General features: G+C 64.2%; 22 protein-coding genes. 10 read left to right on the top strand and 12 right to left on the bottom strand.

Annotated features, from left to right (window positions below):
- Positions 1 to 191: 191 nt before the first annotated feature.
- Positions 192 to 1,727 carry a SagB family peptide dehydrogenase gene (locus BSG17_RS00520; protein ID WP_089820520.1) on the top strand — a complete coding sequence of 512 codons (1,536 nt, stop codon included), beginning with the start codon at positions 192 to 194 and terminating at the stop codon, positions 1,725 to 1,727.
- Positions 1,728 to 1,730: 3 nt separating this feature from the next.
- Here the strand turns inward: BSG17_RS00520 and BSG17_RS00515 are convergent, their stop codons facing one another.
- The 5 genes from BSG17_RS00515 to BSG17_RS00495 form a co-directional block, all read right to left on the bottom strand.
- A complete protein-coding gene (locus BSG17_RS00515) occupies positions 1,731 to 2,405 on the bottom strand; it encodes an ABC transporter permease (protein ID WP_089820519.1) in 675 nt (224 codons plus the stop codon).
- A gap of 4 nt (positions 2,406 to 2,409) precedes the next feature.
- Positions 2,410 to 3,441: an ABC transporter ATP-binding protein gene (locus BSG17_RS00510; RefSeq protein WP_089820991.1), complete on the bottom strand. Its 1,032-nt coding sequence runs from the start codon at positions 3,439 to 3,441 to the stop codon at positions 2,410 to 2,412.
- Between the two features lie 53 nt (positions 3,442 to 3,494).
- The gene (locus BSG17_RS00505; RefSeq protein ID WP_089820518.1) at positions 3,495 to 4,211 is read right to left on the bottom strand and encodes an ABC transporter permease; all 717 of its coding nucleotides are present in this window, start codon (positions 4,209 to 4,211) and stop codon (positions 3,495 to 3,497) included.
- Complete coding sequence (locus BSG17_RS00500) at positions 4,211 to 5,164, bottom strand: glycine betaine ABC transporter substrate-binding protein (protein ID WP_089820517.1); 954 nt, start codon at positions 5,162 to 5,164, stop codon at positions 4,211 to 4,213. Before BSG17_RS00500 ends, BSG17_RS00505 begins: the two co-directional genes overlap by 1 nt.
- 146 nt (positions 5,165 to 5,310) lie before the next feature.
- On the bottom strand, positions 5,311 to 6,093 hold the full coding sequence (locus BSG17_RS00495; protein ID WP_089820516.1) for a carbon-nitrogen hydrolase family protein: 783 nt from the start codon (positions 6,091 to 6,093) through the stop codon (positions 5,311 to 5,313).
- Between the two features lie 184 nt (positions 6,094 to 6,277).
- On the opposite strand from BSG17_RS00495, the gene BSG17_RS00490 reads away from it, so the two are divergent.
- Genes BSG17_RS00490 through BSG17_RS00480 form a run of 3 tightly spaced genes read left to right on the top strand, consistent with a single transcriptional unit; the run spans position 6,278 to position 9,171 of the window.
- On the top strand, positions 6,278 to 7,393 hold the full coding sequence (locus BSG17_RS00490; protein ID WP_089820515.1) for an amidohydrolase family protein: 1,116 nt from the start codon (positions 6,278 to 6,280) through the stop codon (positions 7,391 to 7,393).
- Between the two features lie 6 nt (positions 7,394 to 7,399).
- Positions 7,400 to 7,870: a Rieske (2Fe-2S) protein gene (locus BSG17_RS00485; protein WP_089820514.1), complete on the top strand. Its 471-nt coding sequence runs from the start codon at positions 7,400 to 7,402 to the stop codon at positions 7,868 to 7,870.
- Positions 7,870 to 9,171: an MmgE/PrpD family protein gene (locus BSG17_RS00480; protein WP_089820513.1), complete on the top strand. Its 1,302-nt coding sequence runs from the start codon at positions 7,870 to 7,872 to the stop codon at positions 9,169 to 9,171. The genes BSG17_RS00485 and BSG17_RS00480 overlap by 1 nt, the downstream gene beginning before the upstream one ends.
- Positions 9,172 to 9,279: 108 nt before the next feature.
- Here the strand turns inward: BSG17_RS00480 and BSG17_RS00475 are convergent, their stop codons facing one another.
- Entirely contained in the window at positions 9,280 to 10,629 is a 1,350-nt protein-coding gene (locus BSG17_RS00475) for a sulfatase family protein (protein ID WP_089820512.1), read from the bottom strand.
- A gap of 84 nt (positions 10,630 to 10,713) precedes the next feature.
- Between BSG17_RS00475 and BSG17_RS00470 the strand changes: the two genes are divergently transcribed.
- Together BSG17_RS00470 and BSG17_RS00465 are read left to right on the top strand one after the other, a co-directional pair.
- Positions 10,714 to 11,961, top strand: coding sequence for an FAD binding domain-containing protein (locus tag BSG17_RS00470; protein WP_244531453.1), 1,248 nt, complete (start codon positions 10,714 to 10,716; stop codon positions 11,959 to 11,961).
- 600 nt (positions 11,962 to 12,561) lie between these two features.
- Positions 12,562 to 13,533: a sulfurtransferase gene (locus tag BSG17_RS00465; RefSeq protein WP_089820511.1), complete on the top strand. Its 972-nt coding sequence runs from the start codon at positions 12,562 to 12,564 to the stop codon at positions 13,531 to 13,533.
- A gap of 297 nt (positions 13,534 to 13,830) precedes the next feature.
- Here BSG17_RS00465 and BSG17_RS00460 read toward each other — a convergent pair whose 3' ends face one another.
- The 5 genes from BSG17_RS00460 to BSG17_RS00440 all read right to left on the bottom strand — a co-directional run bounded on the left by BSG17_RS00460 (position 13,831) and on the right by BSG17_RS00440 (position 20,566).
- A complete protein-coding gene (locus BSG17_RS00460) occupies positions 13,831 to 15,081 on the bottom strand; it encodes an inorganic phosphate transporter (protein ID WP_089820510.1) in 1,251 nt (416 codons plus the stop codon).
- Between the two features lie 376 nt (positions 15,082 to 15,457).
- Positions 15,458 to 16,435, bottom strand: coding sequence for an aldo/keto reductase (locus BSG17_RS00455; protein ID WP_089820509.1), 978 nt, complete (start codon positions 16,433 to 16,435; stop codon positions 15,458 to 15,460).
- Between the two features lie 65 nt (positions 16,436 to 16,500).
- Positions 16,501 to 17,886 carry an FAD-dependent oxidoreductase gene (locus BSG17_RS00450; RefSeq protein ID WP_280141153.1) on the bottom strand — a complete coding sequence of 462 codons (1,386 nt, stop codon included), beginning with the start codon at positions 17,884 to 17,886 and terminating at the stop codon, positions 16,501 to 16,503.
- A gap of 209 nt (positions 17,887 to 18,095) precedes the next feature.
- On the bottom strand, positions 18,096 to 19,058 hold the full coding sequence (locus BSG17_RS00445; protein WP_089820508.1) for a winged helix-turn-helix domain-containing protein: 963 nt from the start codon (positions 19,056 to 19,058) through the stop codon (positions 18,096 to 18,098).
- A gap of 71 nt (positions 19,059 to 19,129) precedes the next feature.
- Entirely contained in the window at positions 19,130 to 20,566 is a 1,437-nt protein-coding gene (locus tag BSG17_RS00440) for an amidase (protein WP_170864672.1), read from the bottom strand.
- A gap of 133 nt (positions 20,567 to 20,699) precedes the next feature.
- Between BSG17_RS00440 and BSG17_RS00435 the strand changes: the two genes are divergently transcribed.
- Both BSG17_RS00435 and BSG17_RS00430 read left to right on the top strand, forming a co-directional pair.
- On the top strand, positions 20,700 to 21,395 hold the full coding sequence (locus BSG17_RS00435; RefSeq protein ID WP_089820506.1) for a helix-turn-helix domain-containing protein: 696 nt from the start codon (positions 20,700 to 20,702) through the stop codon (positions 21,393 to 21,395).
- Positions 21,396 to 21,477: 82 nt separating this feature from the next.
- Positions 21,478 to 21,681: an HVO_2922 family protein gene (locus tag BSG17_RS00430; RefSeq protein WP_089820505.1), complete on the top strand. Its 204-nt coding sequence runs from the start codon at positions 21,478 to 21,480 to the stop codon at positions 21,679 to 21,681.
- Positions 21,682 to 22,414: 733 nt separating this feature from the next.
- On the opposite strand, the gene BSG17_RS00425 is transcribed toward BSG17_RS00430, so the two are convergent.
- Complete coding sequence (locus BSG17_RS00425) at positions 22,415 to 23,176, bottom strand: IclR family transcriptional regulator (protein ID WP_089820504.1); 762 nt, start codon at positions 23,174 to 23,176, stop codon at positions 22,415 to 22,417.
- Between the two features lie 270 nt (positions 23,177 to 23,446).
- Between BSG17_RS00425 and BSG17_RS00420 the strand changes: the two genes are divergently transcribed.
- Both BSG17_RS00420 and BSG17_RS00415 read left to right on the top strand, forming a co-directional pair.
- Complete coding sequence (locus tag BSG17_RS00420; RefSeq protein ID WP_089820503.1) at positions 23,447 to 24,238, top strand: SDR family oxidoreductase; 792 nt, start codon at positions 23,447 to 23,449, stop codon at positions 24,236 to 24,238.
- Positions 24,239 to 24,244: 6 nt separating this feature from the next.
- Positions 24,245 to 25,066 (top strand): fumarylacetoacetate hydrolase family protein, encoded by an 822-nt coding sequence (locus tag BSG17_RS00415; RefSeq protein WP_089820502.1) that lies wholly within the window; start codon positions 24,245 to 24,247, stop codon positions 25,064 to 25,066.
- The last annotated feature ends 49 nt before the right edge of the window (positions 25,067 to 25,115 follow it).

Raw genomic sequence — 25,115 nt, 5'->3', positions numbered from 1 at the left:
GTGTTTATTATGTGTCAGATAACTCAAGTAAGCACGTCCTACTCCCTCACGGATCGGCATCACGCAGAACCGACTCCGGAGCGAACTCCTCCCGGCGAGCTGCCGTCCTGTCGTTGGGACGGTCCTCGTCTCGCTCGGGCCACGTCCAGTGTCCCCCAAGGCGTTTGTCGCTCGTCCACGTTGGTCACGTGATGGTCGACGCTCGCGAGTACCACGAACGGACGAAACACTCCCCGGCGAGCATCCGCAACGACTCGTTCTCGCTGGACTTCGAGAACCAGCCGCGACCGTACAAAGTGTACGAAGACCTGCCGCGAGTCACGCCGACGGAGTCGCCGAGACCGCCGAGGGCGGCGGCGCTGTCGGCGATCGCGACCGCGACGAGCGAACCGGAGTCCGCCGCCGAGGAAGAGACCGCCGAGATCGACGCACGGACGCTCCACGCGCTCTGTCACTACGCGACCGGGGTCACGAAGGAGATCGAACGCCAGGGACGACGGATGCGGTTCCGTGCCGCCTCCTGTACGGGGAAGCTGTACCACGTCGACCTCTACGCCGTCACCGGTGACCTCGACGGTCTCGACGCGGGTGTCTACCACTTCGACCCCGACACCGAGGCGTTCGACGTGCTCCGCGAGGGGGACTACCGAGGGGTGCTCGCCGAGGCGACGGACAGCCGAGACGTAGCGACCGCGCCGGTGACGTTCGTCGCCACCTCCGAGTGGTGGCGCAACGCCTGGAAGTACCGCGAACGGACGTACCGACACGCCTTCTGGGACTCCGGGACGATCCTCGCGAATCTCCTGGCCGTCGCACACGGCGGCGGGCATCGGGCGGCGGTCGTCACCGGGTTCGCGGACGACCCGGTCGCCGACCTGCTCGGCGTCGACCCCGAGACCGAGGCCCCGCTCGAACTCGTTCCCGTCGGGAGCGGCGACCCGGTTCCCGACCCGCGAACGGTCGACCCGATCGACCCGACGGAGCGGCCGCTGTCCGAGACGGTCGTCGACTACCCGCTGGTTCCCGACGCTTGGCGACAGAGCAGGCTGACGGACGCCTCGGAGGGGGAGGCGTGGCGCGACCGGGTCGCCGAGACCGCCGAGAGCGGCGTCGTTACACACGGGATGGGAGACGGCGAGACCGTGTCGCTCGACCCCGTCGACGCCGAGACGGCGTCGGGGCGACCCGTCGGTGCGACCGTCGAACGCCGGGGGTCGCTCCGCGAGTACAGTCACGACGCCATCAGCGCACGACTGTTCGCGACGGTGATGGACCGTACGCTTCGCGGCGTCCCGATCGACTGCGTCACTGGAGGCACCGGACGTCTCCTCGATTACTACTGTCTCGTCCACGCCGTCGAGGGGATACCGAGCGGAGCCTACCAGTACCACCCCGAGGAGAACGCCCTGGAACGACTGGGCGAGACGAGCCGTCAGACGGCGGGCCACCTCGCGCTCGACCAGTCGGTCGTCGGCGACGCCGCGGTGAACGTCTATCTGATGGCCGACGTCGACGGCCTCGTCGAGCGAGTCGGCAACCGTGGCTATCGACTCGCCCAGTTGCTGGGCGGTGTCGGACTGGGACGGCTGTATCTCGCGACCTACGCCCACCGGAGACTCGGCGGCCGCGGGTTCACCTTCTACGACGATCTCGTCACCGAACATCTCTCGCCGCGCGCGGAGAACCAGACGCCGACGACGCTGTTCGCGTTCGGGAAACCGACCTGACCGTCACCCGCTCACGGGCGACTGGCCGGCCGCGCTCTCGCCGCTGAGTCGCCCCTCGACGAGTGCGAACAGGGAGTCGAGGCCGATCGCCAGAAGTGCCCCCGGGATCGCCCCCGCGAGCAGCTGTGGCGTGTCGAACAGCGAGATGCCGGTGATGACCCAGACGCCGAGTCCGCCGCCGCCGATGAAGAACGCCAGGTAGGCCGTCCCGACGTTGAGGACGGCGCTCGTCCGGATGCCGGCGAAGATGACGGGGAGGGCGAGCGGCAGTTTGATCCTCCGCAGGATCTGGTTCTCCGTCATCCCCATCCCGCGGGCCGCCTCGACGGTGCTCTCGTCGACGTTCTCGAGGCCGGCGACGGTGTTGGTCAGGATCGGGAGGAGCGCGTAGGTGAACAGACCGACCAACGCCGGCAGGAACCCCAGTCCGAGCAGGGGGAAGACGAGTGCGATGATAGCGAGCGTCGGGATCGTCTGCGAGACGTTGCCGACGCTCATGACGACGGACTTGGCCCGTTCGTTCCGCGTCGCGAGGATGCCCAGCGGGACGGCGACGACGATCGCCAGCCCCACCGACACCAACACGAGCGTCAGATGCTCCTCGAGGAGTCCGAGGAACTCGTCGGAGTGCGTCACGAGGTAGCTGTACGCCGCCGCGAACGTGTCGAGCAGCCCCATCTGCTCAGGCACCCCCGTCCGACTGGTGGGCGCGGATGTCCGCCTCCGTGATCGCGCCCACGACGTCGTCGTCTCTGACGACGGGCAGCGACGTCGCGTCGGCTTCGATCATCCGCGAGAGAGCGATGTCGACCGTGTCTGTGGGCGTGACGTAGTGGTCGCCGGTGCCGTCGGCGAGCGGAGCGGTCGTCGCGGTCGACGTCTCGGCGACACTCGGCGACTGGTCCGTCGGTTCGCCGTCGGCGACGTGCTCTGCTTCGACGTCCTGCTGCATGACGTCGCGGACGGGCGTGATCTGCAACTCCTTGAGCGTCCGGTCGGCACCGATGAACTCCTCGACGAAGTCGTTGGCCGGGTCGTGGAGGATCTCCTGTGGCGTCCCGTACTGGACGAGTTCGCCCACGTCGAAGATGGCGATCTTGTCGCCCATCTTCAGCGCCTCGTTGATGTCGTGAGTGACGAAGAGGATCGTCGTGTCGATCCGGTCTTGGATCTCCAGGAACTCGTTCTGCAGCTCCTCGCGGGTGATGGGGTCCAACGCGCCGAACGGTTCGTCCATCAGGATGACGTCGGGGTCCGCGGCGAGTGCGCGAGCGACACCGACGCGCTGCTGTTGGCCGCCGGAGAGCTCGGTGGGGTACTGGTCGCGATACTGCGCCGGCGGGAGGTCCATCAGTTCGAGCAGTTCGTCGACGCGGTCGTCGATACGCGAGCGGTCCCACCCCTTCAGTTCGGGTACCGTCGCGATGTTCTCGCCGACGCTCATGTGATCGAACAGCCCGATCTCCTGGATGACGTAGCCGATGTCTCTCCGGAGGTCGACCTTGTCGAGCTCCTGGACGTCGGTGCCGTCGTAGTAGACGGTTCCTTCCGTGGGGTCTTGCATCCGGTTGACGAGCGTCATCGTCGTCGTCTTCCCGCAGCCGGAGGGGCCGACGAACACCGTCGTCGTCCCGCGTTCGACTGCGAAACTGATCTCCTCGACGGCGACAGTCTGATCCGAGTAGATCTTCGTGACGTCGTCGAACTCGATCATCGTCTCCGGTTCCGATGCGACTGCCGTATCTGCCGTGTCTGTGGGGTGGTGAGTCATGCTATCGACCTCTGGACGAGCTGCGTACCGAGCGTCGGTTCGACGTCCTCGCCGTTCTTGAGCCGGAACAGCTCTTCGAGGACGCGGAAGCTGTAGTCGAAGGCCAGTGCCAACAGCGAGACGACGACCGTCGAGACGATGATGGCCGCCGGGTAGGCCTCGCTGATGCCGTTGAAGATGGGGTCTCCGAGGTTGTTCGCGCCGATGAACGCGCCGATGGCGGCGATGCCGACGAGGATGACGACCGCGTTGCGCACGCCCGCCATGATGACCGGGATCGCCTGCGGGAGTTGGAGTCGCCACAGCCGTTGGGTCTTCGTCATCCCCATCCCGCGGCCGGCCTCGATGGTCGCCTCGTCGACCTGCGTGAGTCCGAGGTAGGTGTTCCTGACGATGGGTAACTGCGCGTAGAGCACGAGCGCGATGACGACGGGGATCTGACCGATGCCGACGAGCGGGATCAACAGCCCGAACAGCGCGATGCTCGGCACCGTCATCATCATGCTCGCCCCCCAGAGGATCCCCTTCCCGAGGCGGTCGTCGTAGGTGCAGAGCACGCCGAGCGGGACGCCGACGACTAACGCGAGCCACACCGAGTCCAGGACGACGATGATGTGGTTGACGAGCAGCTCCCACAGCAGCGACTGGTTCTTCAGGAAGTATTCGACGGAGGCGTCCACGAACAGGGGCAGCGAGTCGACGGGAGCCGTCATCAGAGCACCCCCGCCCGCTGCAGGTACTCTTTCGCGACCGTCTGTGGGTTCACTTTGTCGAGTGCGACCCGCTTGTTGAGCTTCCGCATCTGGTCGGTGGTGAGCCCTTTGCTGATCGCGTTCAACGGTTCTCGAATCGACGGGTTGGCTTCGAGCGTCGGCATCCGAACCATCGGAGCCGCGTTGTACACCGGGAAGAACTTCTTGTCGTCTTTGAGTACCTGCAGGTCGAACTGGATGATCCGGGGATCGGTGTTGAAGCCGACGCCGATGTCGGCCTCGCCGCCGCCGACGACCTGATAGAGGAGTCCGGAGCCGATGTTCTTGACCTGGATCTTCTGTGTGTGGTCGTCGAACCCGTAGTGTTCGATCAGCCCTGGCCATCCATCCGACCGACTCTGGAACTCCGCGTTCAGCGCGATCGTGACCGTCTCGTCGGTCTCCTTGAGATGGGTTGCGAGCCCCGACAGCGACTTCACGCCGGTCTCGTTCGCCCACTCGGGGTTCGCCATCAGCACGTAAGTGTTGTTGAGCGGTGCCCGTCGGAGGAACGTGAGCTCGTGTCTCTTCTCGAACTCCTGTTTCACTCGCTCGTAGAGCTTCGCGGGGTCGGTGATGACCTCGTCGTGCTTCGGCGGAAGGGTCTGCCAAGCCGTGCCCGTGTACTCCCAGTACAGCTGTATCTCCCCGGAGTCGACCGCCCGGAAGTTGGTCGTCGTGCCGCCGAGACCGACCTGGTCGCCGACGGTGAGGTCGGTGTTCGCCGAGAGCGCCTCGTAGGCGAGATAGCCGAGAATCTCCTGTTCGGTGAACCGCTTGGAGCCGACCTTGATCGAATCACTTCGCAGCTGCGTCGCGAGGGTGAGACAGCCGGAGGTTCCTCCGACAGCCGCCGTCGCGGCGAGCCCACCCCCCTTCCTGAGCAGCCCACGCCGTGTGTCTTGACTTGGCATACCATCTCTTTCTGGAATGAGCACCCTAAGAGTTGACCCACATTAGTTCATCATTTATATGCCGAGACGCTCGTAGGAGCGGTGACGACGACGCCGTCACGCAGGCAAACGTGTCAGATGTACCGGCAGAAGGTGTGAGACGGCTGTCACCGTCGGGAGGCGTCGGCCCCCTCGCGACGGGACTGTCGGACCGGGTTCCGCTCGCGGGCGACGTCGAGCGCTTCGGGGACGACCGCTGCCGACGCGGTCGGGACGCCGTCGGTGGTCTTCGCGACGACGTCGCCGCGTGGCCCCGCGATCAGGCTCTCGCCGGCGTGGTGACGCCCCGACTGCGACCCGAGGTGGTTCGACCCGACGACGTAACAGGTCTGGTCCAGCGCACGGGCGCGGCAGAGCAGTCGCCAGTCGCGGTCGAACGAGCGACGCCACGCCGCGCTGACCGCCAGCAGGTCGCAGTCGGCCTCGCCGTAGTCGACGGCGAGTTCGGGGAAGTTCAGGTCGTAACAGAGAAGCAGTCCGAGGCGACCGAGGGGCGTGTCGACGGTCGTCGCCTCCGACCCCGCCGTGAACTGCGTCGCCTCCTCGCCCCACAGCCGTTGCTTCCGGTAGGTCGCCTCGACGCCGTCGCCGGAGGCGTACACGAGCGAGTTGTAGACGTCGTCGCCGGCGGCCTCGGGGAGTCCGACGACGAGGTCGACGCCGGTGTCGCGAGCGACCGTCTGCACGCGTTCGGTCACGGGGCCGGGGACGGTCGTCTTCGTCGACGGGACGACGTCGAGGTCGTAGCCGGTCACACAGAGTTCAGGGAAGACGGCGACCGCCGTCGCCGCGGGCAGTCGCTCGGCGAGTCGCTCGATCCGGTCGAGGTTCGCGTCGACGTCGCCGACGGTCGGTTCGAACTGGCAGACTGCGATACGAGGCTGCGTCATGGTCGGTCGTCCGACCTCCGTCGATGGAACATACCCTCACGTTGGCGCGTCGCCGGGGTAACGCTTCACACCTACATCTCCACCAGTTAAACCTCGAGCGGCGACGGGATCGGGTGCGTATAAATAGCCGCTACAAGTTCGCCCCGAGGCTTAGGGAGATGTCCCTGTTTGGTGTTCACATACGATGTCAGGACGACACACCGAGCAGTCGACCGGGGCGGCGGAGGCCGCTCCGACGCTCATCGACTGCGACATCCACCAGAAGTGGCGCGACCCCGAGGAGGTCGTCGCGTACCTGCCCGACCAGTACAAGGACCGCGGCGTGCAGTCGCCGAGCATCCTCTACGACAACGTCGCGGAGTTCTCGCGTCGCGACGCCGTCCCGGACGACGGCGGGCCGGCAGGGTCCAGTATCGAGAAGATGAAGGAACACCACTTCGATGAGTTCGGCGTCGACTACGCGGTGCTGACGGGGAACTCCTATCTCAACCTCACCGCCCTGCCGAACCGCGACTACGCAGCCGAACTCGCGGTCGCGAACAACAAGTGGGCCATCGACAACTGGCTCGCGGAGGGCGGCCCGTTCGTCGGGTCGCTCTTGGCCGCCCCGCAGAAACCCGAGCGGATGGCCGAGATGATCCGCGAACTCGGCGACCACCCCCGCGTTGTGCAGGTCGTGATGCCGATGGCCTCCCAGCTGCCCTACGGCCACGAGTACTACTGGCCGATGTACGAAGCCGCCGAGGAGATGGGCCTGCCGATCGCGATGCACCCCTACACCGAGGGTCACGGCGTGACGCGGCCGCCGACGGGTGCGGGCCACCCGAACACCTACTTCGAGTGGCACACGCTCCTCGGGACGTACGCGATGGGTCAGCTCGTCAGTCTCGTCGCCGAGGGCGTGCTCGCGAAGTTCCCCGACCTGAGCTTCGTCGTCATCGAGGGGGGGCTCAGTTGGGTGCCGCACTTCATGTGGCGGATGGACAAAGACTGGAAGGCGCTGCGCGCGCAGGTGCCGTACCTCCAGAAGCCGCCGAGCGAGTACGTCCGCGATCAGGTGCGGTTCACCACCCAGCCCATCGAGGAACCCGACGACCCCGAGCATCTCCTGCAGATCCTGAAGATGATGCACGCCGAGGAGACGGTGATGTTCGCGAGCGACTACCCCCACTGGGACACCGACTCGCCGCTGTACGCGCTCCCGCCGATGCCCGAGGAGATGGAGCAGGCCGTGATGGCCGGCAACGCACAGGAGCTGTACGGACTGCCGAACGACCCGACGAGCCTCCCGACCAACTGAGAGACAATGCAGAAACGCTTCGAGATCTGTCCGACCGACGAACTGCCACCCGGTGAACGAACGATCGTCGATCTGAACGGCCACTCCGTCGGCGTGTTCAACGTCGACGGCGAGTACTACGCGCTGAAGAACGACTGTCCCCACCAGCGAGCGCCGCTCTGCATGGGGAAGGTGACGGGGACGACGTCGTCCGCCACGCCCGGCGAAGTGGAGTGGAAAGACGACGGGAAGATACTTCGCTGTCCGTGGCACGGCTGGGAGTTCGACATCGCGACCGGCGAGTCCGTCTTCAACCCGCACAAGGTCCGCGCGCGGTCGTTCGACACGGCCGTCGAGTCGACACAGAGCGGCGAGGAGGCCGACGCCAACGCCACCGACGGTGGCTGTGACTGCGGGGCGAACATAGAGGGCGAACAGCCACCCGTCGACACCTACGAGGTGGACGTCGAGGACGAACAGGTCGTCGTCTACCTCTGATGAACACCGAGCGAGCGGTCGCGTTCGCACGGTCGGCGACGGTTGCGGACGCGCCCGACGACGTCGACGCACACGTGCGAGCACGCGTGCTCGACACGCTCGCGGCCGTCACCGCCGGCTATCGACAGGAAGGTGTCGACGTCGTTCGCGAGTACGCGACGACGCGTCTCGACGGTGCAGAGACAGCGCAGGCGACGCTTCTCGACGGGTCGGGCGAGACGGTGAGCGTCGAAGGGGCGGCGCTCGCCAACGGCGTCGCCGCGAACGCACTCGACGTCGACGACGGCCACCGTGAGGTGAAGGGACACCCCGCCGCAGTGGTCGTCCCACCCGCGCTGGCGGCCGCCGAGGCGGTCGACGCGTCGGTCGGAGAGTTCCTCGACGCCGTCCTCGTCGGTTACGAACTCGCCGTCCGCGCGGGGCTGGCGATCCACGCGGTCGACGGCGTCTACACGGGGACGGGGTCGTGGGGCGCGGTCGGCGCGGCCGCGGCGACCGCCCGGCTGTTCGAGTTCTCTGCAGAACAGACGGCACACGCCCTCGGCGTCGCCGAGTACCACGCACCGCGGACGCCGATCATGCGCGGCGTCGAGCGACCCGGGATGACTAAAGACGGCATCGGCTGGGGGGCGTACGTCGGCGTCGTCGCCGCGCAACTCGCCGAGGCCGGCTTCACCGGATCCGGGACGGTCTTCGACGAGTCGTCGGTCGACGACTCGCTGGGCGAGGCGTACCACGTGACGGAGGGGTATCTGAAACCGTACCCGTGCTGTCGGTGGGCACAGCCGGGCGTCGAGGCCGTCTTGAACCTCCGTTCCCGAGACGGCGTCGACCCGGCGTCCGTCGAGTCGGTTCGCGTCGCGACGTTCGAGGAGGCGACGAAGCTGCAGACGCGACGGCCCGAGACGCCGGAGGAGGCCCAGTACTCCTACCCGTACCCGGTCGCCGCCGCGCTCGTCCGAGGGCAGTTCACGCAGGCCGAGCACGCGGCGTCCGCACGGACCGACGCGGCGACTCTGTCTCTCGCCGAACGCGTCGAGTTCGTCGTCGACGACGAGTTGGACGCCCGATTCCCCAGCGAGTGTCTCGCTCGCGTGACCGTGGAGACCGCCGAGGGGACGTATCGCTCGGACGTCACACGTGGACGGGGCGCACGCGACGCACCGCTGTCGGCCGGAGAGCGACTGCAGAAGGCCCGTCGACTCGTCACACCGACGTTGCCGACGAGCGCCGTCGGCCGAATCGACGACGCGCTCGGTCGCGAGTCGGCGTCGGTCGGGGAACTGCTCGAAGAGTGGTGAGTGCGGCGGGTCGGTCTCGTGGAGGGCGTCCGATTCGAGGTCGATAGATTGGTCGTCTCGGTGGCCTCCACGGTCGTCGCCGCTCGGGTAGCTGTCACTCCGACGTGACTACCGCTTTGCCCACCGCAGTCCTGCCGGTCCCGTCCGGGCGGTCTCTTTGAGATAGTCCGTCGAGACGCCGCCCATCTCGTCGACCCACCGAAGCAGCTTCTCGCGCAACTCTGCGACGACCTCCGGCCGAGCGTCCACGAGGTTCTGCTGTTCCCACGGGTCGTCTTCCAGGTCGTACAGCTCGAACGTCGCGAGTTCGTCCTCCCACAGCCCCGCGTGGTAGGTCCGGATAAGCTTCCACTTCGCGGTCCGAATCGCACGCTGGGCAGTGTATAGCCCGTGTTCGACGACGACGAACTCACGCGGATTCTCTGCGGTCGATTCGACCAGCGGCCGGAGCGACTCCCCCTGCCACCGCCCGGGGACGTCGAGGCCGGCGTAGTCTGCGATCGTCGGTGCGATGTCGACGTTCGTGACGGGCGTGTCGACTCGCGAGACGGCGGGCTCTGCGTCGGCCGGTGGCTTGACGATCAGCGGGATACGCTGTGTCCCCTCGTAGGTGCTCCAGTGTTCGCTGTAGAGGCCGTGTTCGCCGAACTCTTCGCCGTGGTCGGCGGTGACGACAAGCAGCGTGTCGTCGTAGATGCCCGCCGCTTCGAGAGCGTCGACGACACGCCCGATCTGCTCGTCGACGTACTCGATCTCGTTGTCGTACTTCGCGAGGACGTCCGCGAGGTCGGCACGGCTCTCGATCCCCTGTCGTGGCGCCGAGCGCCACCGATCCCACGTCTGGTGTTCCTCGATGGTCTCCGCAGTCGGGTGTGGCGGGAGGGGGTACTCTGCTGAACCCTCGGCGTCGTCGAGTCCGGGCTGCTTGTAGGGGGTGTGGGGGTCCCAGAACTGCGCGTAGACGAACGTGTCGTCGGTCGCGTGTTCGCGGAGCGCATCGATCGCCAGGTCGGCGACGTCCGCCGCACGCGGAGTTTGAAACGACTCCCGTTTGCCGGTCGGCTCCTGTGGGTTGTAGAACTCGTGCCAGAGGTGGTAGAACCACGGCGCTGGGTGACGAGGGAACGAGGAGACGGCGACCGTCCGGATGCGTTCGTTGAAGAACAGTTCCGGAAGCGTCCACCACTCGGGGGTGTATCGCTGGTCCTCCCACACGTGGGGTGACTGCAGAACGCGGCCACGGGGGCCGTGCGTCGTCACGCCGTTGCTCAGCCCGTACCGTCCCGAGATGAGTGCCGCCCGAGAGGGCATACAGGGCGAGTTGGTGGCGTAGGCGGTCGAGAACACCGTCCCGTCCGCAGCGATCCGGTCGATATTGGGCGTCGTCTCCAACTCGTAGCCGTAGGTGCTGGTGTGGTCCGGACGGAGCGAGTCGACGTCGAGAACGAGGACGTGCATCAGTTGCCCCTCCGGGAGACAGAAGGTAAATTCTAGGTGCGGGTTCCGGAGGGTTCACCAGGCAGAGACTCCACGTCTCGAGTAGTGACACTGCCACCGACCCGAGACGCGACAGCCGCCGGGGCCGAGAGCGGAGACGGAGGCGACGGGACCGACGCGGACCGTCGGACCGGTCGTCCACGTCGGCGCCACACGACAGCGGACGGTGGCCTGTCAGTCGCGATCTCCGGCGGGTCGATGGGTGGGCTGTTCACCGGTATCGCGCTCCGCGCGGCGGGTCACGACGTCGACGTCTTCGAGCGGGCGAGCGACGGACTCCAGAGTCGCGGGGCGGGGATCGTCGCGCAGTCGAACGTCCGCGAGTTCCTCGAGACGCACGGGATCGCACCGCCGAAGACGTTGACGACGACCACGTCCCGCCGACAGTATCTGAACCGCGACGGCTCCGTCGCACGGGACCTCACCGAGCGGATGGCGTTCACCGGGTGGGACGCGCTGTATCGCGAACTCCGCGACGCGTTCCCCGACGCCCGATACCACACGGGTCGTCGAACCGTCGACGTCGACCCCGGCGACGACCGGGCGGTCTTGACCTTCGAGGGCGGGTCGACCGTCCGAGCGGACCTCGCAGTCGTCGCGGAGGGCGGGCGCTCGACGACCCGCGATCGACTCGTCTCCGGTGTCGAACCAGACCCCGCCGGCTACGTCGCCTGGCGCGGCGTCGTCCCCGAAGGTGACCTCCCCGACGGCGTTCGCGAGACGTTCGACGACGTGTTCGTCTTCTACGAGGGCGAGGACGAACTGATACTCGGCTATCTCATCCCCGGCCCCGAGGGCGGAACCGACCCGGACGAGCGCCGACTCAACTGGGTCTGGTACGACGACGTCGGCGGCGAGTCCGACCGACGGCGACTGTTGACCGACGAGGGTGGCGAGTCCAACGAGTTCTCGGTGCCGCCGGGGAGGCTCCGTCCGGAAGTCAGCGCGGAGTTGCTCGCGGCCGCAGACGACCGGCTTCCGTCGGTGTTCGCCGACCTCGTCGCGGCGACCGACGACGCCTTCGTCCAGACCATCTACGACCTGACCGTCCCCGAGATGCGGTTCGGTCGCGTGTGTCTACTGGGCGATGCAGCGTTCGTCGCGCGACCCCACACCGCCGCTGGAACGGCGAAGGCGGCCGCAGACGGTGACGCACTCGCCGACGCACTCGATACTGGTGGCGACGAGCCCCGAATCGAAGATGCCCTTCGAAAGTGGAGTTCGGATCGGGTCGACGAAGGACGTCGGTTGGTCGAGCAAGGAATCCGGATGGGCGAAGGGTACATCGGCTGACCGAGCCAACCGCGGGAGTTCAGCTTATCATTCTCCTCCCCTAACCGTCACTCGTGCTTGGATTGCGATTCTTCGCCTGTGTCCGGTGTGACACCGTCTACGCCGTCGTCGCGGACCCGCCACGGTGCAGCGAATGCGATGGTGGCTCCCTCGAAGAGATCACTCACCGGATGCGCGGAGACACGTACTTTTCGCCGTCGACAGAACCGAACTGAGCGACCTGTGTCGTTGATCCTCGCCAGAGACGAGTCGAAGAGTTCTGTGGCCGAAAGCAGTGAAATCGTCTCGCGGTTCTGCTGGTAGTCGATGACTCCGAAGTCCGCCATCTTCGGGAGATGGCACTGCTATAGTAACGAGTGTAAGTCATCACCCACCCGACCACACGACGGCGTGCGGTCGGGTGAGTGACCAGTTGCACGAGCTACTATAGAGACCGGTGTACACCCGGTTCCGTCGGGTGCAGGTCGGCGCTTTCGCTATCGATCCGGTGGTTGATTGTTTGAACTTCGAATCTCTGTGAGCGTCGCCATCGGTTGTTCTGGGGGGTTCTTCCGAGACGGCCACAGCCGTTACCGGGCAGGCGACTCAATCGTCGAATCGATGAGCGACGCTGAACTTTCCGACCCCGAAGTCGATCAAAAGTACGACACGGGAACCGACGCGCTCGTCTCCCCAGAGTGGCTCTCCGAGCACCTCGATTCTTTCGAGTCCGACGACCCGGACTACCGCCTCGTCGAGGCAGACATCGAGTACGACGAATCCTACGCGGAAAGCCACATCCCGGGTGCTGTCGGGTTCCGCTGGGGGACTCATCTGCAGGACTCCATCGAACGCGACATCCTCAAGCGCGCGGAGTTCGAGGAGATCATGGAGGATGCGGGCATCACGGAGGACACTACAGTCGTCCTCTACGGTGACGAATCCAACCAGTGGGCTGCCTACACCTACTGGCAGTTCAAATACTACGGTCACGACGATGTCCGACTGCTAGACGGAGGGCGTGCCCACTGGTTCGACAACGACTATCCGACGACCGACGAAGAACCCGACTACACAACCCAAGAGTACGAGTCCGCAGGCCCGAACGAGGAACTGCGAGCCTACCTCGACCGCGTCGAAGAAGTGGCCGCTATCGAGAGCGAGTCCTCTGCGGAAGGCCGTGCCGAGGTCGGTGAGGACTCCGATATCCCGATGATCGACGTCCGTTCAGGTGAGGAGTACCGTGGTGAAATCGTCGCCCCTGAAGGGAGCAAGGAGACGGCCCGTCGGGCAGGCCACATCCCGGGTGCGACGAACATCACGTGGAAGGAGAACCTCGACGACGAGGGGCGGTTCAAAGACGGCGACGAACTGCGCTCGGTGTACGCCGAGCGAGGAATCGAGGGTGACACCGAAGTGATCACGTACTGCCGCATCGGTGAGCGCTCGTCGATTACCTGGTTCACGCTCCACGAACTCCTCGGCTGGGACACCACGAACTACGACGGGTCGTGGACCGAGTGGGGGAACCTCGTCCGTCAACCCGTCGCCGTCGAAGTCGACGAACCAGCATCGGCCGACGCCAAAGAGTAGCGAGTCGGCTGCAGTGACTCGCTGATCAGTCTGGCCCGCCCACCGGACTCCTTACGCTGGAGTGCTTTTCGACGAAGTCGAAGAGCTGAGCTGTCAGTTGTACTCTATTGCTGACGGACGTGTGGATTACGCTCGTCTTACTGACTCAACTTCGACGGGTCGCTACCTGCTGCATACACCCTCTGTATGTTGCACACTCCTTCTGACAGAATCTGGTGAGGTTTCTGCGAGCGTGCTGAATGTAGCGCGCAAGTCGGGTGCAGTACGACATATTTCAGTTCGTGACCCGAGCGAGGCTCACAGTAAGAACAGAAACACTGGGTACGAGGCGGACACCGCCAGCGAGGGCGTCAAGACCCACATCGTGGCGATGCGTTTGGCCGCCGCTGGGTCGAAGAGGCTCTTTTTATCGAGGTCGGCTGGCCCTTTCTCTCCAACCTCCGGCACATCCGGTAGCTCCGCCGGCTTTTCGCCCGGCTCCTCGTGACGAGCGATATCCCCAATCGTCGGGCCGGTGGGTACATCCTCGGCCCGTGAAGCGGCCAACGCCCCCGTGGCGACCTCCATGTCCACCGCCGCGGGCTCGGGTGTCGGCGTCGCCAGCTCTGCCAGTGTCGCCGCTCGACTCGCTCGGCCCCAGCCGAGTCCGATGATCGTCGAGGTCGTACTCACCGCGAGACTCGCGGGGATTCCAAGGTACGACAGGATCGTAATAACCGTCCCGCCGACGACGGAGACGATGAGTGATGCGAGGATTGGGAGTTCGGTGATGTCGTCGCCCACCGTCTCCAGGGTGCGGCGAGCGATGGTAAAGCTGCCTAACCCGAAGGCCGCCACCGCGAGCAGGACTCCCTGATTGACGGTCAGCGACCCGCCCGAGCCAACGAGCGGGGCGACGGCGTTCGCCGCATTCGAGGCTCCCGCGGAAAAGGCCATGTAACAGGCAATGATTATGACCGAAAGCGACCCGACGACGTCCTGCGGTGAGGCGTTCTGATTCAGGTGCGGGCGCGGAATCGTTCCCGACCGGTCGAGTTGAATAAAGTGAAGATCGAACTTCGTGAATGCGACGTAGCGATCAAGGTACGGGTAAATGTACCGTCCAATCACGATTCCAACAGCGAAACTCAGCAGCGGTGCGACGATCCACGCAGAGACGATGACGAACATCAGCGCTTGGTTGAGTGTCCCTGATGCAAGGCCCAGTCCGACAATAGCTCCGACAGCCGTCATCGAGGTTGAGGCTGGAACGCCGTACAGATTCGAGACCAACAGCGAGAGCCCAGTGAAAAACAGGACGGCGACACTCGCAGCAGGAGTGAATTGAGCCGCAGGGACGATACTGCTGCTCATCGTTGCGATGACATTCCGACCAACAGTCCACGCGCCGAGGAATGCGAATCCGACGAACAGCGCTGCAGCAGTCGTTTTCCGAGTGAGACGCGAGCCGACCGCCGGTCCGAACGCCACACCCGTTGATGAGCCGCCGATGTTGAATCCCACAAAAACCGCTACGAGGACCCCAGCGACCAGTAGCAATGAAACCATCTCGTTTCTGACCGGTCGGCCGCCGTTCGGATATAGTATTTGAAAATGTCTAAAACTCGCCCCGACTGAACCACGCCACGGAGAGTGGAACCTCTCCGCCTGCCGTTTCTCGGGGTGGGTTTCGCGATGCAGCGTTGGGTGTCCTGCTGACTACATTTTCTCTCTGTCGGACGCTGCTTCCGACAGAGTCTGAGTAGTTTTCTGCGGCCGTGCTGAATAGAGCGCGCGTGTTGCCAAATAGGCGGCCATCGGCCTCAGGGGGTGGGACCATACCGCCAGTCAGGCGTCGTCGTCAACTTCGGCGCTCACCTCCTTTTCGGATACGCCGTCGTTCTCCTGACAGGTTTCGTCCCCGGCGTTCGGTACTCAGTGTGACTCAGTCTTTGCCTTCGACCGGCCACTGCGGGAAGATGGGCTCTTCCAGTCGCGAGAGTTCGTCGTCGGTCAACTCGATGTCGAGTGCCTCGACGTTCTCCTCTAAGTGGTCGATGCGACGGGGACCGGTGATGGGCGCGTCGACGAGCTCTTTGTGGAGTAGCCACGCGAGGCTGACCTGCGCGGGAGTCGAATCTTTCGTCTCGGCGATCGCTCTGACTTCGTCCAACACCTGCCAGTTCTCCTCGGTGAACCGTCGCTGTGTGTACTCGTCTGTCTCCGCCCGGGAGTCTTCGGGGACGGTGCTGTCGCGGTTGTATTTGTCAGCGAGGAAACCACCAGCCAACGGTGACCACGGAATCACGCCGATGGACTCTTCACGGCAGATGGGCAGGAGGTTCGCCTCTTCGTGGCGGTCGACGAGGTTGTACTCCGGTTGGAGACAGGAGAACCGCTCGTACCCTTCGATGTCGGCGGTGTACAGCGCCTTCGAGAACTGCCAGCCAGCCATCGTGCTCGCGCCGATGTGCCGGACCTTCCCCTCGTCGATCAGGTGGTCGAGCGCCGAGAGGGTCTCCTCGATGGGTGTGTTCTCGTCCCAGCGGTGAATCTGATAGAGGTCGATGTAGTCGGTCCCGAGTCGGTCGAGACTGCCTTCGACCTGGTCGAGAATGTGCTTTCGAGAGAGTCCCTGTTTGTTCGGGCCGTCGCCCATCCCGAAGTAGACCTTCGTCGCGAGGACTAACTCCTCTCTGTCGTGGCCGTCGATCGCCTCGCCGAGAATTGACTCGCTCTCGCCCTGTGAGTACGCGTTCGCCGTATCGAAGAAGTTGATACCCAACTCCAGTGCACGCTCGATGACGTCGATGCTTCCATCGCGGTCGTTCATCATCCACTCCTGTCCGGAGCCGAAGTTCAGACAGCCGAGACACAGTCGCGAGACTTCGAGACCGGTATCGCCGAGTCGTGTGTACTCCATCTATCTCGCCTATCGCACCGATGGGCAAATAGTCACACGACTAGCTACCACGTGTCGACGAACCCTCACCGTCGGACCGTACCCTCGACCTGTCTATGGAGTGCCTGTCGGACGCCACCGCTGGGCTTGAGAACCCGCCATACGACGCTCGGACGAAGTAGTGTAGTCGGGGGCCGCTCCAGCATCAGCACTTGGACGAACGCATCGGTCAGCGCGCCGTCCGAGTGGGCCGTCCGGAGCAATCGGTTTAGATACCAGTTGAAGAAGGTAGTGCCGCGAGGCTTCTGACCTCTCGTCTCCGGGAATCCGAAATCCGCGCCGACTGCCATCGTCCACGCAATGTCGACGAGTTCCATCGTCCGGTCGAAGAACCGTAGTCCGGCGTCTACCCTTCCGCCCGTCGCGAGTACGTCATGAAGGAGGACGGCTTCGAGTGCGGCGACCGACATCCCTTGGCCGTAGATGGGGTTGAAACTGGCAACTGCGTCGCCCACGACGACGAGGCCTTCAGGGAACCGAGACAGCCGCTCGTAGTGGTACCGACGGTTAGCTGCGAACGGATAGTGGTGAATCTCGCCGTCGACCGGTGGATGTTCTTCGAGTAACTCCCGTATCTCTGTCGCCGGAACGCTCGCTGCGAAGTCGACGAAGTCGTCGTAATCCGTGGGAGGATGGTCCCCGTGAACGCCGTGGAGACTCACGAGCCACCGATTCTCTTCGACAGGAGCGACGACACCCCCACGAGTGCGAGGTGCCTCGGCGAGTGCGCCGAACGCTCGGTGGTCGTCGGCCGGTCGCTGGATGAACGTAGTACTGTAGGCGGCATCGATCTGTACCTCGTCTAAGGCCGGTGGTTGGTAGCCGTGGTACTCGAGGAGGGCCGGCGTTCTGCTCGTCCGACCGGTCGCGTCGACGACGAGGTCAGCGCGGACCTGTTCGCTGTCCGAGTCCTCAGTTCGAATCTCGATGCCTTCGACCGTGGTTTCCGTGTCGTCGAGCAGGTAGCCGGTGAACTGACATTCCGACCGGAGTCTGATACGTCCGAGTGCGACGACACGCTCGCGGACGATCTGCTCGTACACAGGTCGGGTCGCGGAGTAAATCGCGAAGGAACGGTCACCGTTGGCCAGAAAGTCACCATTGCTGTAGTTGTTGAACTCTGTCTGTCCGTCGACCTTCACGCCACCCGCTTCCAACACCGCCGCGCTGTATCCCGGGAAGAGATGCTCCAACGTTGCTCGTCCGGCCTCCCACAGAACGTGTGGTTGCTGCGCTTGCGGCACTCCTCGGCGGGGAGCGGGCACGTCGGGGAGCGAGTCGCGCTCGACGATGGTGACTTCTTCGAACCCATCGGTGAGCACACGAGCCGCACACAGTCCTGCCATACTCGCTCCGATTACCACGGCGTGTGAGCCGACTCTCTCGAGTCGAGTGCTGTCGTACTCTGGCATCGTGGCCAGCGTCATCCGCCCCACACCCTCCGTTCGTGCTCGCAGCTCCATTCTCGTCGGCTCCCGTCCGAGTAGTGCGTCACCGTCCGTCTGCCTCGTGCATGCATCGTCACGACACCCGAGTAGAGATCGGTCGTCGACGGAGAAAACCGTAATCAGCACGCGATTGCTGTAGATCAGACGTCAGAACCGGGACTGTATCGGTGGTGCTAGCTGACGTCGACGACGGTACCGGTCTCGTCGAGCACGAACGTGCGTTCGTTACCCTCGTACGAGACGGTGACGCCGAGTCGAGGGGGGTCCGTGGAGACGACCTCCTCGCGCCAGTCGAAGCTCCGCTTCATGGCCATCCAGTCGTCGAGGACGTGTTCGATTCCGTGGTCGTAGTAGAACGAGACGAGCGCGGGATGGTCGTGGACGGGCGCCCAGCCCGGACTGCGCCACGCAAACTTACAGGAGCGACAGACGAACGTGATGACGCCTGCGAAGTACGAACTGCAGCGGTCACAGATAGCGTCGCAAGGGTCGTGATCCTCACACACGGCGAGCGACCCGTCGACGCTCCCGCCGCACTCCGGACAGACGCCGTCGTTCATCGACTCGAAGCGGTGGATCGAGTAGCGTATCGTCGCCTCGAGGATCTCGTCGGGGTCACGGTCGCGAAGCCCCTCCGGCGGGAGGCTGAAGCCGAAAATCTCCCCACCACGCTGCGGCCAGTAGCCCTCGCAGTGGGGACACCGCGCCCACACGGTTCCGTCGGTGTAGACGATCTCGATCCGACGCTCACAGCGTGGACAGTTCGCGGCGACGACGGCCGGTTCGAGTATCGGGTTCTCCGTCGCCGTTCCGGCGACGAGCGCGTGGACGATCTCGAAGCCGGGGGCGGTGAGTTCGTACCCGGACTCCGTCCGTCGAACGAAGTGGCCAGTCAGGCGGCCCAGATGGTAGTTGAAGTTGCCGGTGTCGTCGACGCCGACGCGGTCGAAGAGCTCCGAGAACGGGACCGCAGTGTCCGAGTCGTACGGCTCGTGGGCTTCCCACAGCGCCCGCAGGATCGCCACCCGCGTTTCGTTGCCGAGGAGAGTGAACGCGTCGTCGGGCGAAAGCGACAGGGGTTCGCCGCCGTCGGGCGCGCACGGTGTGGACGTACCCTCGTCGAACGAGAACGACATTCGTGAACGTACCACGGGGAGTGAGATAAGCACCGTCCCCGACCGGCGTCGACCGCTCGGTCGCGGAGCGACTACCGTCGTTCCACCGCCCGGGCAACCCGCAACGCGGTCGCTTCGTCGTTCCACCGGGTGACAGCCTGGACGCCGACGGGTTTGTCGTCGGCAGCGCCGCTGGGGACCGAGACGGCGGGATGCCCGCTGCAGTTGAACGGTGCCGTGTTCTCGACCGTCCGGAGCAGTCCCTCGACACCCGTGATCTCCCCGAACGCCGGCGCAGCCATCGGCGTCGTCGGCGTCACGAGCGCGTCGTAGGTCTCGAGGGCGTCACAGACCGTCCGGGTGAACGTCCGCTGGACGCCCTTCGCGGCGACGTACTCGCTCCCGTCGCCGTCGACGAGCACTCCGTTCGTCAGCAGCATCTGGACGACGTTCTCGCCGAACTCGCCGCGTTCGTTCGCCGCGGCGACCGCCGCCCGGAGCGGTTCGGTCGTTCCCGTCCCGGTGGCGTAGGCCGCGCCGTTCGTCGAGACGAACGACGCGAACTCCAGTCCGGCGATCGCGCCGACGGCGGCCGACGCCAACTCGTACCCCTCGATCGACGTCTCCTCGACCGTGGCCCCGGCATCTCGGAGTCTATCGAGGTCGGATTCGACTGCCGGGGCCACCTCTGGTTCCGCGGAGTCCATCGCTTCGGTGACGACGCCGAGACGAAGGTCCTCGACGCCGTCGTCGAGCACTTCGGTGTACGCGCCGGCGTCGGGCGACCCACGCGTCGAGGGGTCGTTCGCGTCGGGGCCGGCGATCGCCTCCAGGACGCGTGCCGCCGTCTCGACGTCGCGGGCGAGTGGCCCGACGTGGTCGAGCGACTGCGAGAGGTCGACGACGCCGAACCGGGAGACGGTCTGGTGGGTCGGTTTGACACCGACGACGCCACAGAACGAGGCGGGGATACGGACAGAGCCACCGGTGTCGGTTCCGAGTGCGGCGTCGACGACGTCCGCAGCGACGGCGGCCCCGCTCCCGCTTGAGGAGCCGCCCGGGACGCAGCCCTCGACGACGGGGTTCTCGATCCGACCGTGAGCACACGTCTCTCCGGTGGTGAAGAAGGCGAACTCGTCCATGTTCGTCGTCCCGACGAGCGACGCGCCGGCGCCGAGGAGGCGGTCGACGACCGTCGCGTGAAAGTCGGGTTCGTACTCGAACCCCGGAGAGCCACACGTAGTCGGAACTCCCGCGACGACGACGTTCTCCTTGACGGCGACGTCGAGTCCGGAGAGCGGCCCGCTCTCTCCCTCGAGTTCGAACTCGTAGCGGAACGCGTTGTACGGGTCGGTACCCGGCGAGAGTGAGGTCGGAGGGTCCGCCGTCGACAGCGATGAGGGGAACGCTGCGTACTGTGCGGCCTGTTCGGCGGTCGCTTCGCGGAACGCTTCGACTGCCGCGTCGTCGAGCTCGATTCCGTGTCGCGCTGCGACCGCACGAACGTCGGTGTCTGTGACGTCTGGCATGGTGTGTGGTGTTGTACAACATCCAATATGAAGTTTCCCTGACCCGAACAGATGGGTCGACGCCGTCGAACGCCGTTCCCAGCGTCGGAGCGACCCAGAGCAATTATACACTCCCTTCACATCCATGCGAACAATGCTCACGGCGAAGGTGTGTGTCCAGTACGACGGCGACTGGACGGCAGAGCTCGCCCACCACGACGTCTTCGGCGAGTTCGTCGCGTCGACGTTCCGCAACAACCGCTACGTGGGGATGCTGGCGATCGAGTCCGAAGACTGCGACGCCGTCCGGGAGGTCATCGGCGCGCACGACACCGTCGAGACGATCGACGTCGTCGAACAGTACGAGACCAGCGAGGGGCGATGTGCCACGACGATGCTGCTCCGCGGGCGACTGACCGAGGTGACGCCGCTGCAGTCGCTGATGTACGATGGGTTCCTGCCGCTCGGCCCGACGCAGCTGGTCGACGGCTGTGAGTGTTTCGACCTGCTGTTGAACGACCGGGAGGAACTGTCGGAGGCCATCGAGTTGCTCTCGGCGTTCGGCGACGTGACGGTCGAACGCATCACGCAGGATTTCCGCCGCGAGATCATGCCGAGTCGCTCCGAGTGGCAGGAGTTGCTCGCCTCGATCCCACCGCGACAGCGGGAGTTCCTGAACACGGCAGTCGAGAGGGGCTACTTCGAGATCCCCCGACAGGTGACTCTCGAGGAGGTCGCAGCCGAGATGGATATCACGAAGACGACCGCCTCGAATCACCTCCGGAAAGTTGAGCGAAAGCTCGTCGAGTTCATGCTACCGTACATCAATCTGGCCGTCCAGGAGAAGTAACCGAGGGTTCCCGCCGGCGTCCGTGACGTCGCCAGGCGTGGGCGGCAACAGAGGCTTTGGTCCGTCGGAACGAAGTCGGTGTATGTCGCGTGCGACGTTCGAGATCTATCAGGACCGCGAAGAGCTCTGGCGCTGGCGGCTCGTCCACGTCAACGGGAACATCATCGCCGACAGCGGCGAGGGGTACGCGAGCCGACAGAAGTGCGAACAGGGTCTCCAGAGCGTGAAAGAGAACGCATTCGACGCGGAGGTCGTGCGAGTCGACGACCGAGAGACGGACGACTGAGAGACCCGCGTGGAGTCCGCGAGGTTCGTCTCCGTCGTCGCTAGCGTCGCGATCCGCCGCTCTCCTTCGCGACCGGCTGTCTCGTCGTTGCAACAAAGTGCGACGCCCCTCGGAAGCTCAAAATAGTACCAATTTTTTACACTATCTGATATATACCATATAATTTAAACTTAGGCTGCGTGACGGTATAGCAATCAGTGAACAGGTTCGATTTCTCTCAGTCATTCGAGGCGGTCGTCTCGATCAGTCGAAGACAGCAGTCAATAGCGTTGTGAAGACGCTTCCCGCTTCTCCCGAGTTTGTGGATCGAAGTCGAGAGCGAAACTGTTGTGTCTCTCTTTCGTTCAAACCTAAAGCATCTGATGCCCCTTTTCTCTGATAGTGCTCGATATTTGCGTAGAAACACGTGTAAGTAGACTCTTATTCAAACGCTCCGACGGTGATTCCTCTCAGATTGTAGAGTTACGGCATTTCTAGTTCCCGTGTCCGAAGATGTCCTCTGACATATCGAAATAAAATATATATCAGATAATTCAGTTAGCGAAGACGTCCGACCATAAGCGAGACGGCGCGTCCGATGCGGTCAACACTATCTGACGAGCAAGCGGACACGGACAGCGTCTACGAGACGATGTATGACGAACCGTCATTACATCACTACGTATGTAATATCACACTGGCAGTCGTCGACGAATTTCCGATCGAGACGTGTTTAGCGACTCGAAACGGCACCTCACCGGTACGAGAGATTGATACTGACGACGTTGGCCGCTCGCATGACGAGATCGGGAACGGTCGATTCGAGATACTCCCCTCGCATTCTGCTCACGGGACCGGCGACACTGACAGCGCCACGGACCACGTCGTCGTTCGTGATAACGGGTGCCGAGACGCAGCGGATCCCCTCTGCTCGCTCTTCCATGTCGAGTGCGTATCCACGCTCGCGGATCTCTGCCAGATTCTCGAACAGTTCCTCCCGGGTACTCAGCGTCTGGTCGGTACTGGGCGCCAACCCGTGCTCGTCGACGATCTCGTGGACCCGCTCCTCCGGGAGATGTGCCAGGATCGCCTTCCCCAGCCCCGTCTGATGGAGATACACCCGGGAGCCGATGCCCGTGTCGAGCGAGAGTGCGTTCTCGCCTTCTTTCCGGTAGAGGTAGAACCCTCTCCCGTGTTCTTCGACGAGGACGTTCCCCAGTTCGCCCGTCTCTTCGGCGAGTTTGTCGACTTCCGGCACTGCAACGTCGTAGATCTTGTATCGACTCTTGGTCTGTTCACCGAGCTCGAAGAACCGAAGGCCGAGCCGGAACTTGCCATCCTCTTTGACGACGAGCCCTACCTCCTCGAGCGTCGTGAGGTGGTTGTGGATCGTCCCTTTCGTTATCTCGAGGTGGTTCGAGAGCTCCGTCACCCCCGCCTCGTCTAACTCTGCTAACTTTTCGACGATACTCGACGTCGTTTTCACCGCCTTCACCGGGTTCTTCGCTCGTGCCATGTGCCTGTGTGAACATCCAGATACAAAAACTTTGTTTGGCTCCTCTAAACAGGTTCGGTGACGCGTCCGAACGCGCCATCCCACCGCGACAGTCCATCCGATGCCGTCTCTTCGGAGAACAGTCGAATCGCGAGTGAGGAATAAACCCTCAGCTCGAGCCAGCCGCGCCCGTCTCTGGAAGATTTCGTTTTGTATATCTAAACGGACTCCTCAACCCCAGATCGGCGAAAGACTTTACAAGGGGTACAGTAGACACTCTTGGTGTCCACTATGGATTACGAGATCGACGGAAACACGGCTATCGTCGCCGCATCGAGTAGCGGACTCGGCAAGGCGTCGGCCAAGGTGCTCGCGAGCGAGGGTGCCAACGTCGTCATCAACGGCCGCGACGAAGGACGACTCGACGAAGCGACGGAAGAGATACGAGCAGTCGCCGAGGGCGACGTGCTACCCGTTCAGGGAGATCTAACGGAGGCCGAGGATATCACTCGGCTCGTCGACCGAACGGTCGACGAGTTCGGTGGTCTCGACCACCTCGTGACGAACGCTGGCGGACCGCCGAGCGGTTCGTTTCTGGAGACCGACGACGAAGACTGGTACCAGGCGTTCGATCTGCTCGTGATGAGCGTCGTTCGTCTCGTCCGCGAGTCGGCACCACACCTCCGTGAGGGCGACGGCGGCACCATCGTCACTATCACCTCTCGGAGCGTGAAAGAGGCGATCCCGTCGCTCGTGCTCTCGAACTCCGTTCGGATGAGCGTCATCGGACTCGAGAAGACGCTGTCGAAGGAGCTCGCACCGGAGGTGCGGGCGAACGCGGTTCTCCCGGCCCCCCACGAGACCGCCCGACAACAGGAACTCATCCAGGCGGCCGTCGACCGCGGTGAGTACGAGAGCTACGAAGCGGGACTCGAGACCAAAGGCGAGATCAACCCACTCGGGCGCATCGGAGACCCGATGGAACTCGGCGACGTCGTCGCCTACCTCTCGTCGGAGCACTCGAGTTTCCTCAACGGCGTCGCGATCCCCGTCGACGGCGGACAAGGGGCGTCGAACCTCTAAGAGAACATGACACAATTAGCACGAACGATCGATGGTCGGCCGATGATCGGCGACGAGGACGGGTTCGTCCCACTGTCGTCCGTCGACCCGTCGCTCACGACGGTTCAGGACGCACTTCCACTAGCCGCAGCGGGTGAACTCCCGACGCCGGCCCTCGCCTCGAGCAGTCCCGTCTCCGCGGCACATCTCGCACTCGCCGCACCGCTCGAGCGACCGGGAAAACTCTGGGGGATCGGACTCAACTACGCCGATCACGCGTCGGATCTGAACGAGGATAGCCCGACGGAGCCCGCGAGTTTCATGAAACCCGCGACCGCCGCGACGGGTCCCGGTGGTCCGATCCGCCTCCCGTCACGGGAGATCAGCGACCGGGTGACAGCAGAGGCAGAACTCGCCGTCGTCATCGGTCGAACCTGTTCGGACGTCGCCGAAGCCGACGTCGACGACGTCGTCGCGGGGTACGTCCCGGTGATCGATATGACGGCCGAGGACATCCTCGAGCGGAACCCTCGGTTTCTGACCCGGTCGAAGAGTTTCGACTCGTTTCTCGTGTTCGGTTCGGAACTGGTCACCACCGACGAAGTCGGTGCACTGGACGACCTCTCGGTCCGCACCGTCGTCAACGAAGAGGTGGCCGCAGAGAACCGAATACGGAACATGATGACGCCGCCGCGGGAGCTCGTGTCGTTCCACTCGGAGGTCATGACACTCGAACCGGGCGACGTCATCTCAACGGGGACGCCCGGTGCGAAACATATCGTCCCGGGCGACAACGTCAGAGCAGAAGTAGAGCGCGTCGGCACAGCGACAGCGAACGTGGTTAGATGATCCCGTTTGCTCTCGACTCGCCGGAAGACATATAACCACCAATTGAGAC

Origin of the sequence: Halogranum amylolyticum, assembly GCF_900110465.1 — an archaeon.
Taxonomy (GTDB): domain Archaea; phylum Halobacteriota; class Halobacteria; order Halobacteriales; family Haloferacaceae; genus Halogranum; species Halogranum amylolyticum.
This window is presented reverse-complemented; position numbering and strand designations above follow the sequence as displayed.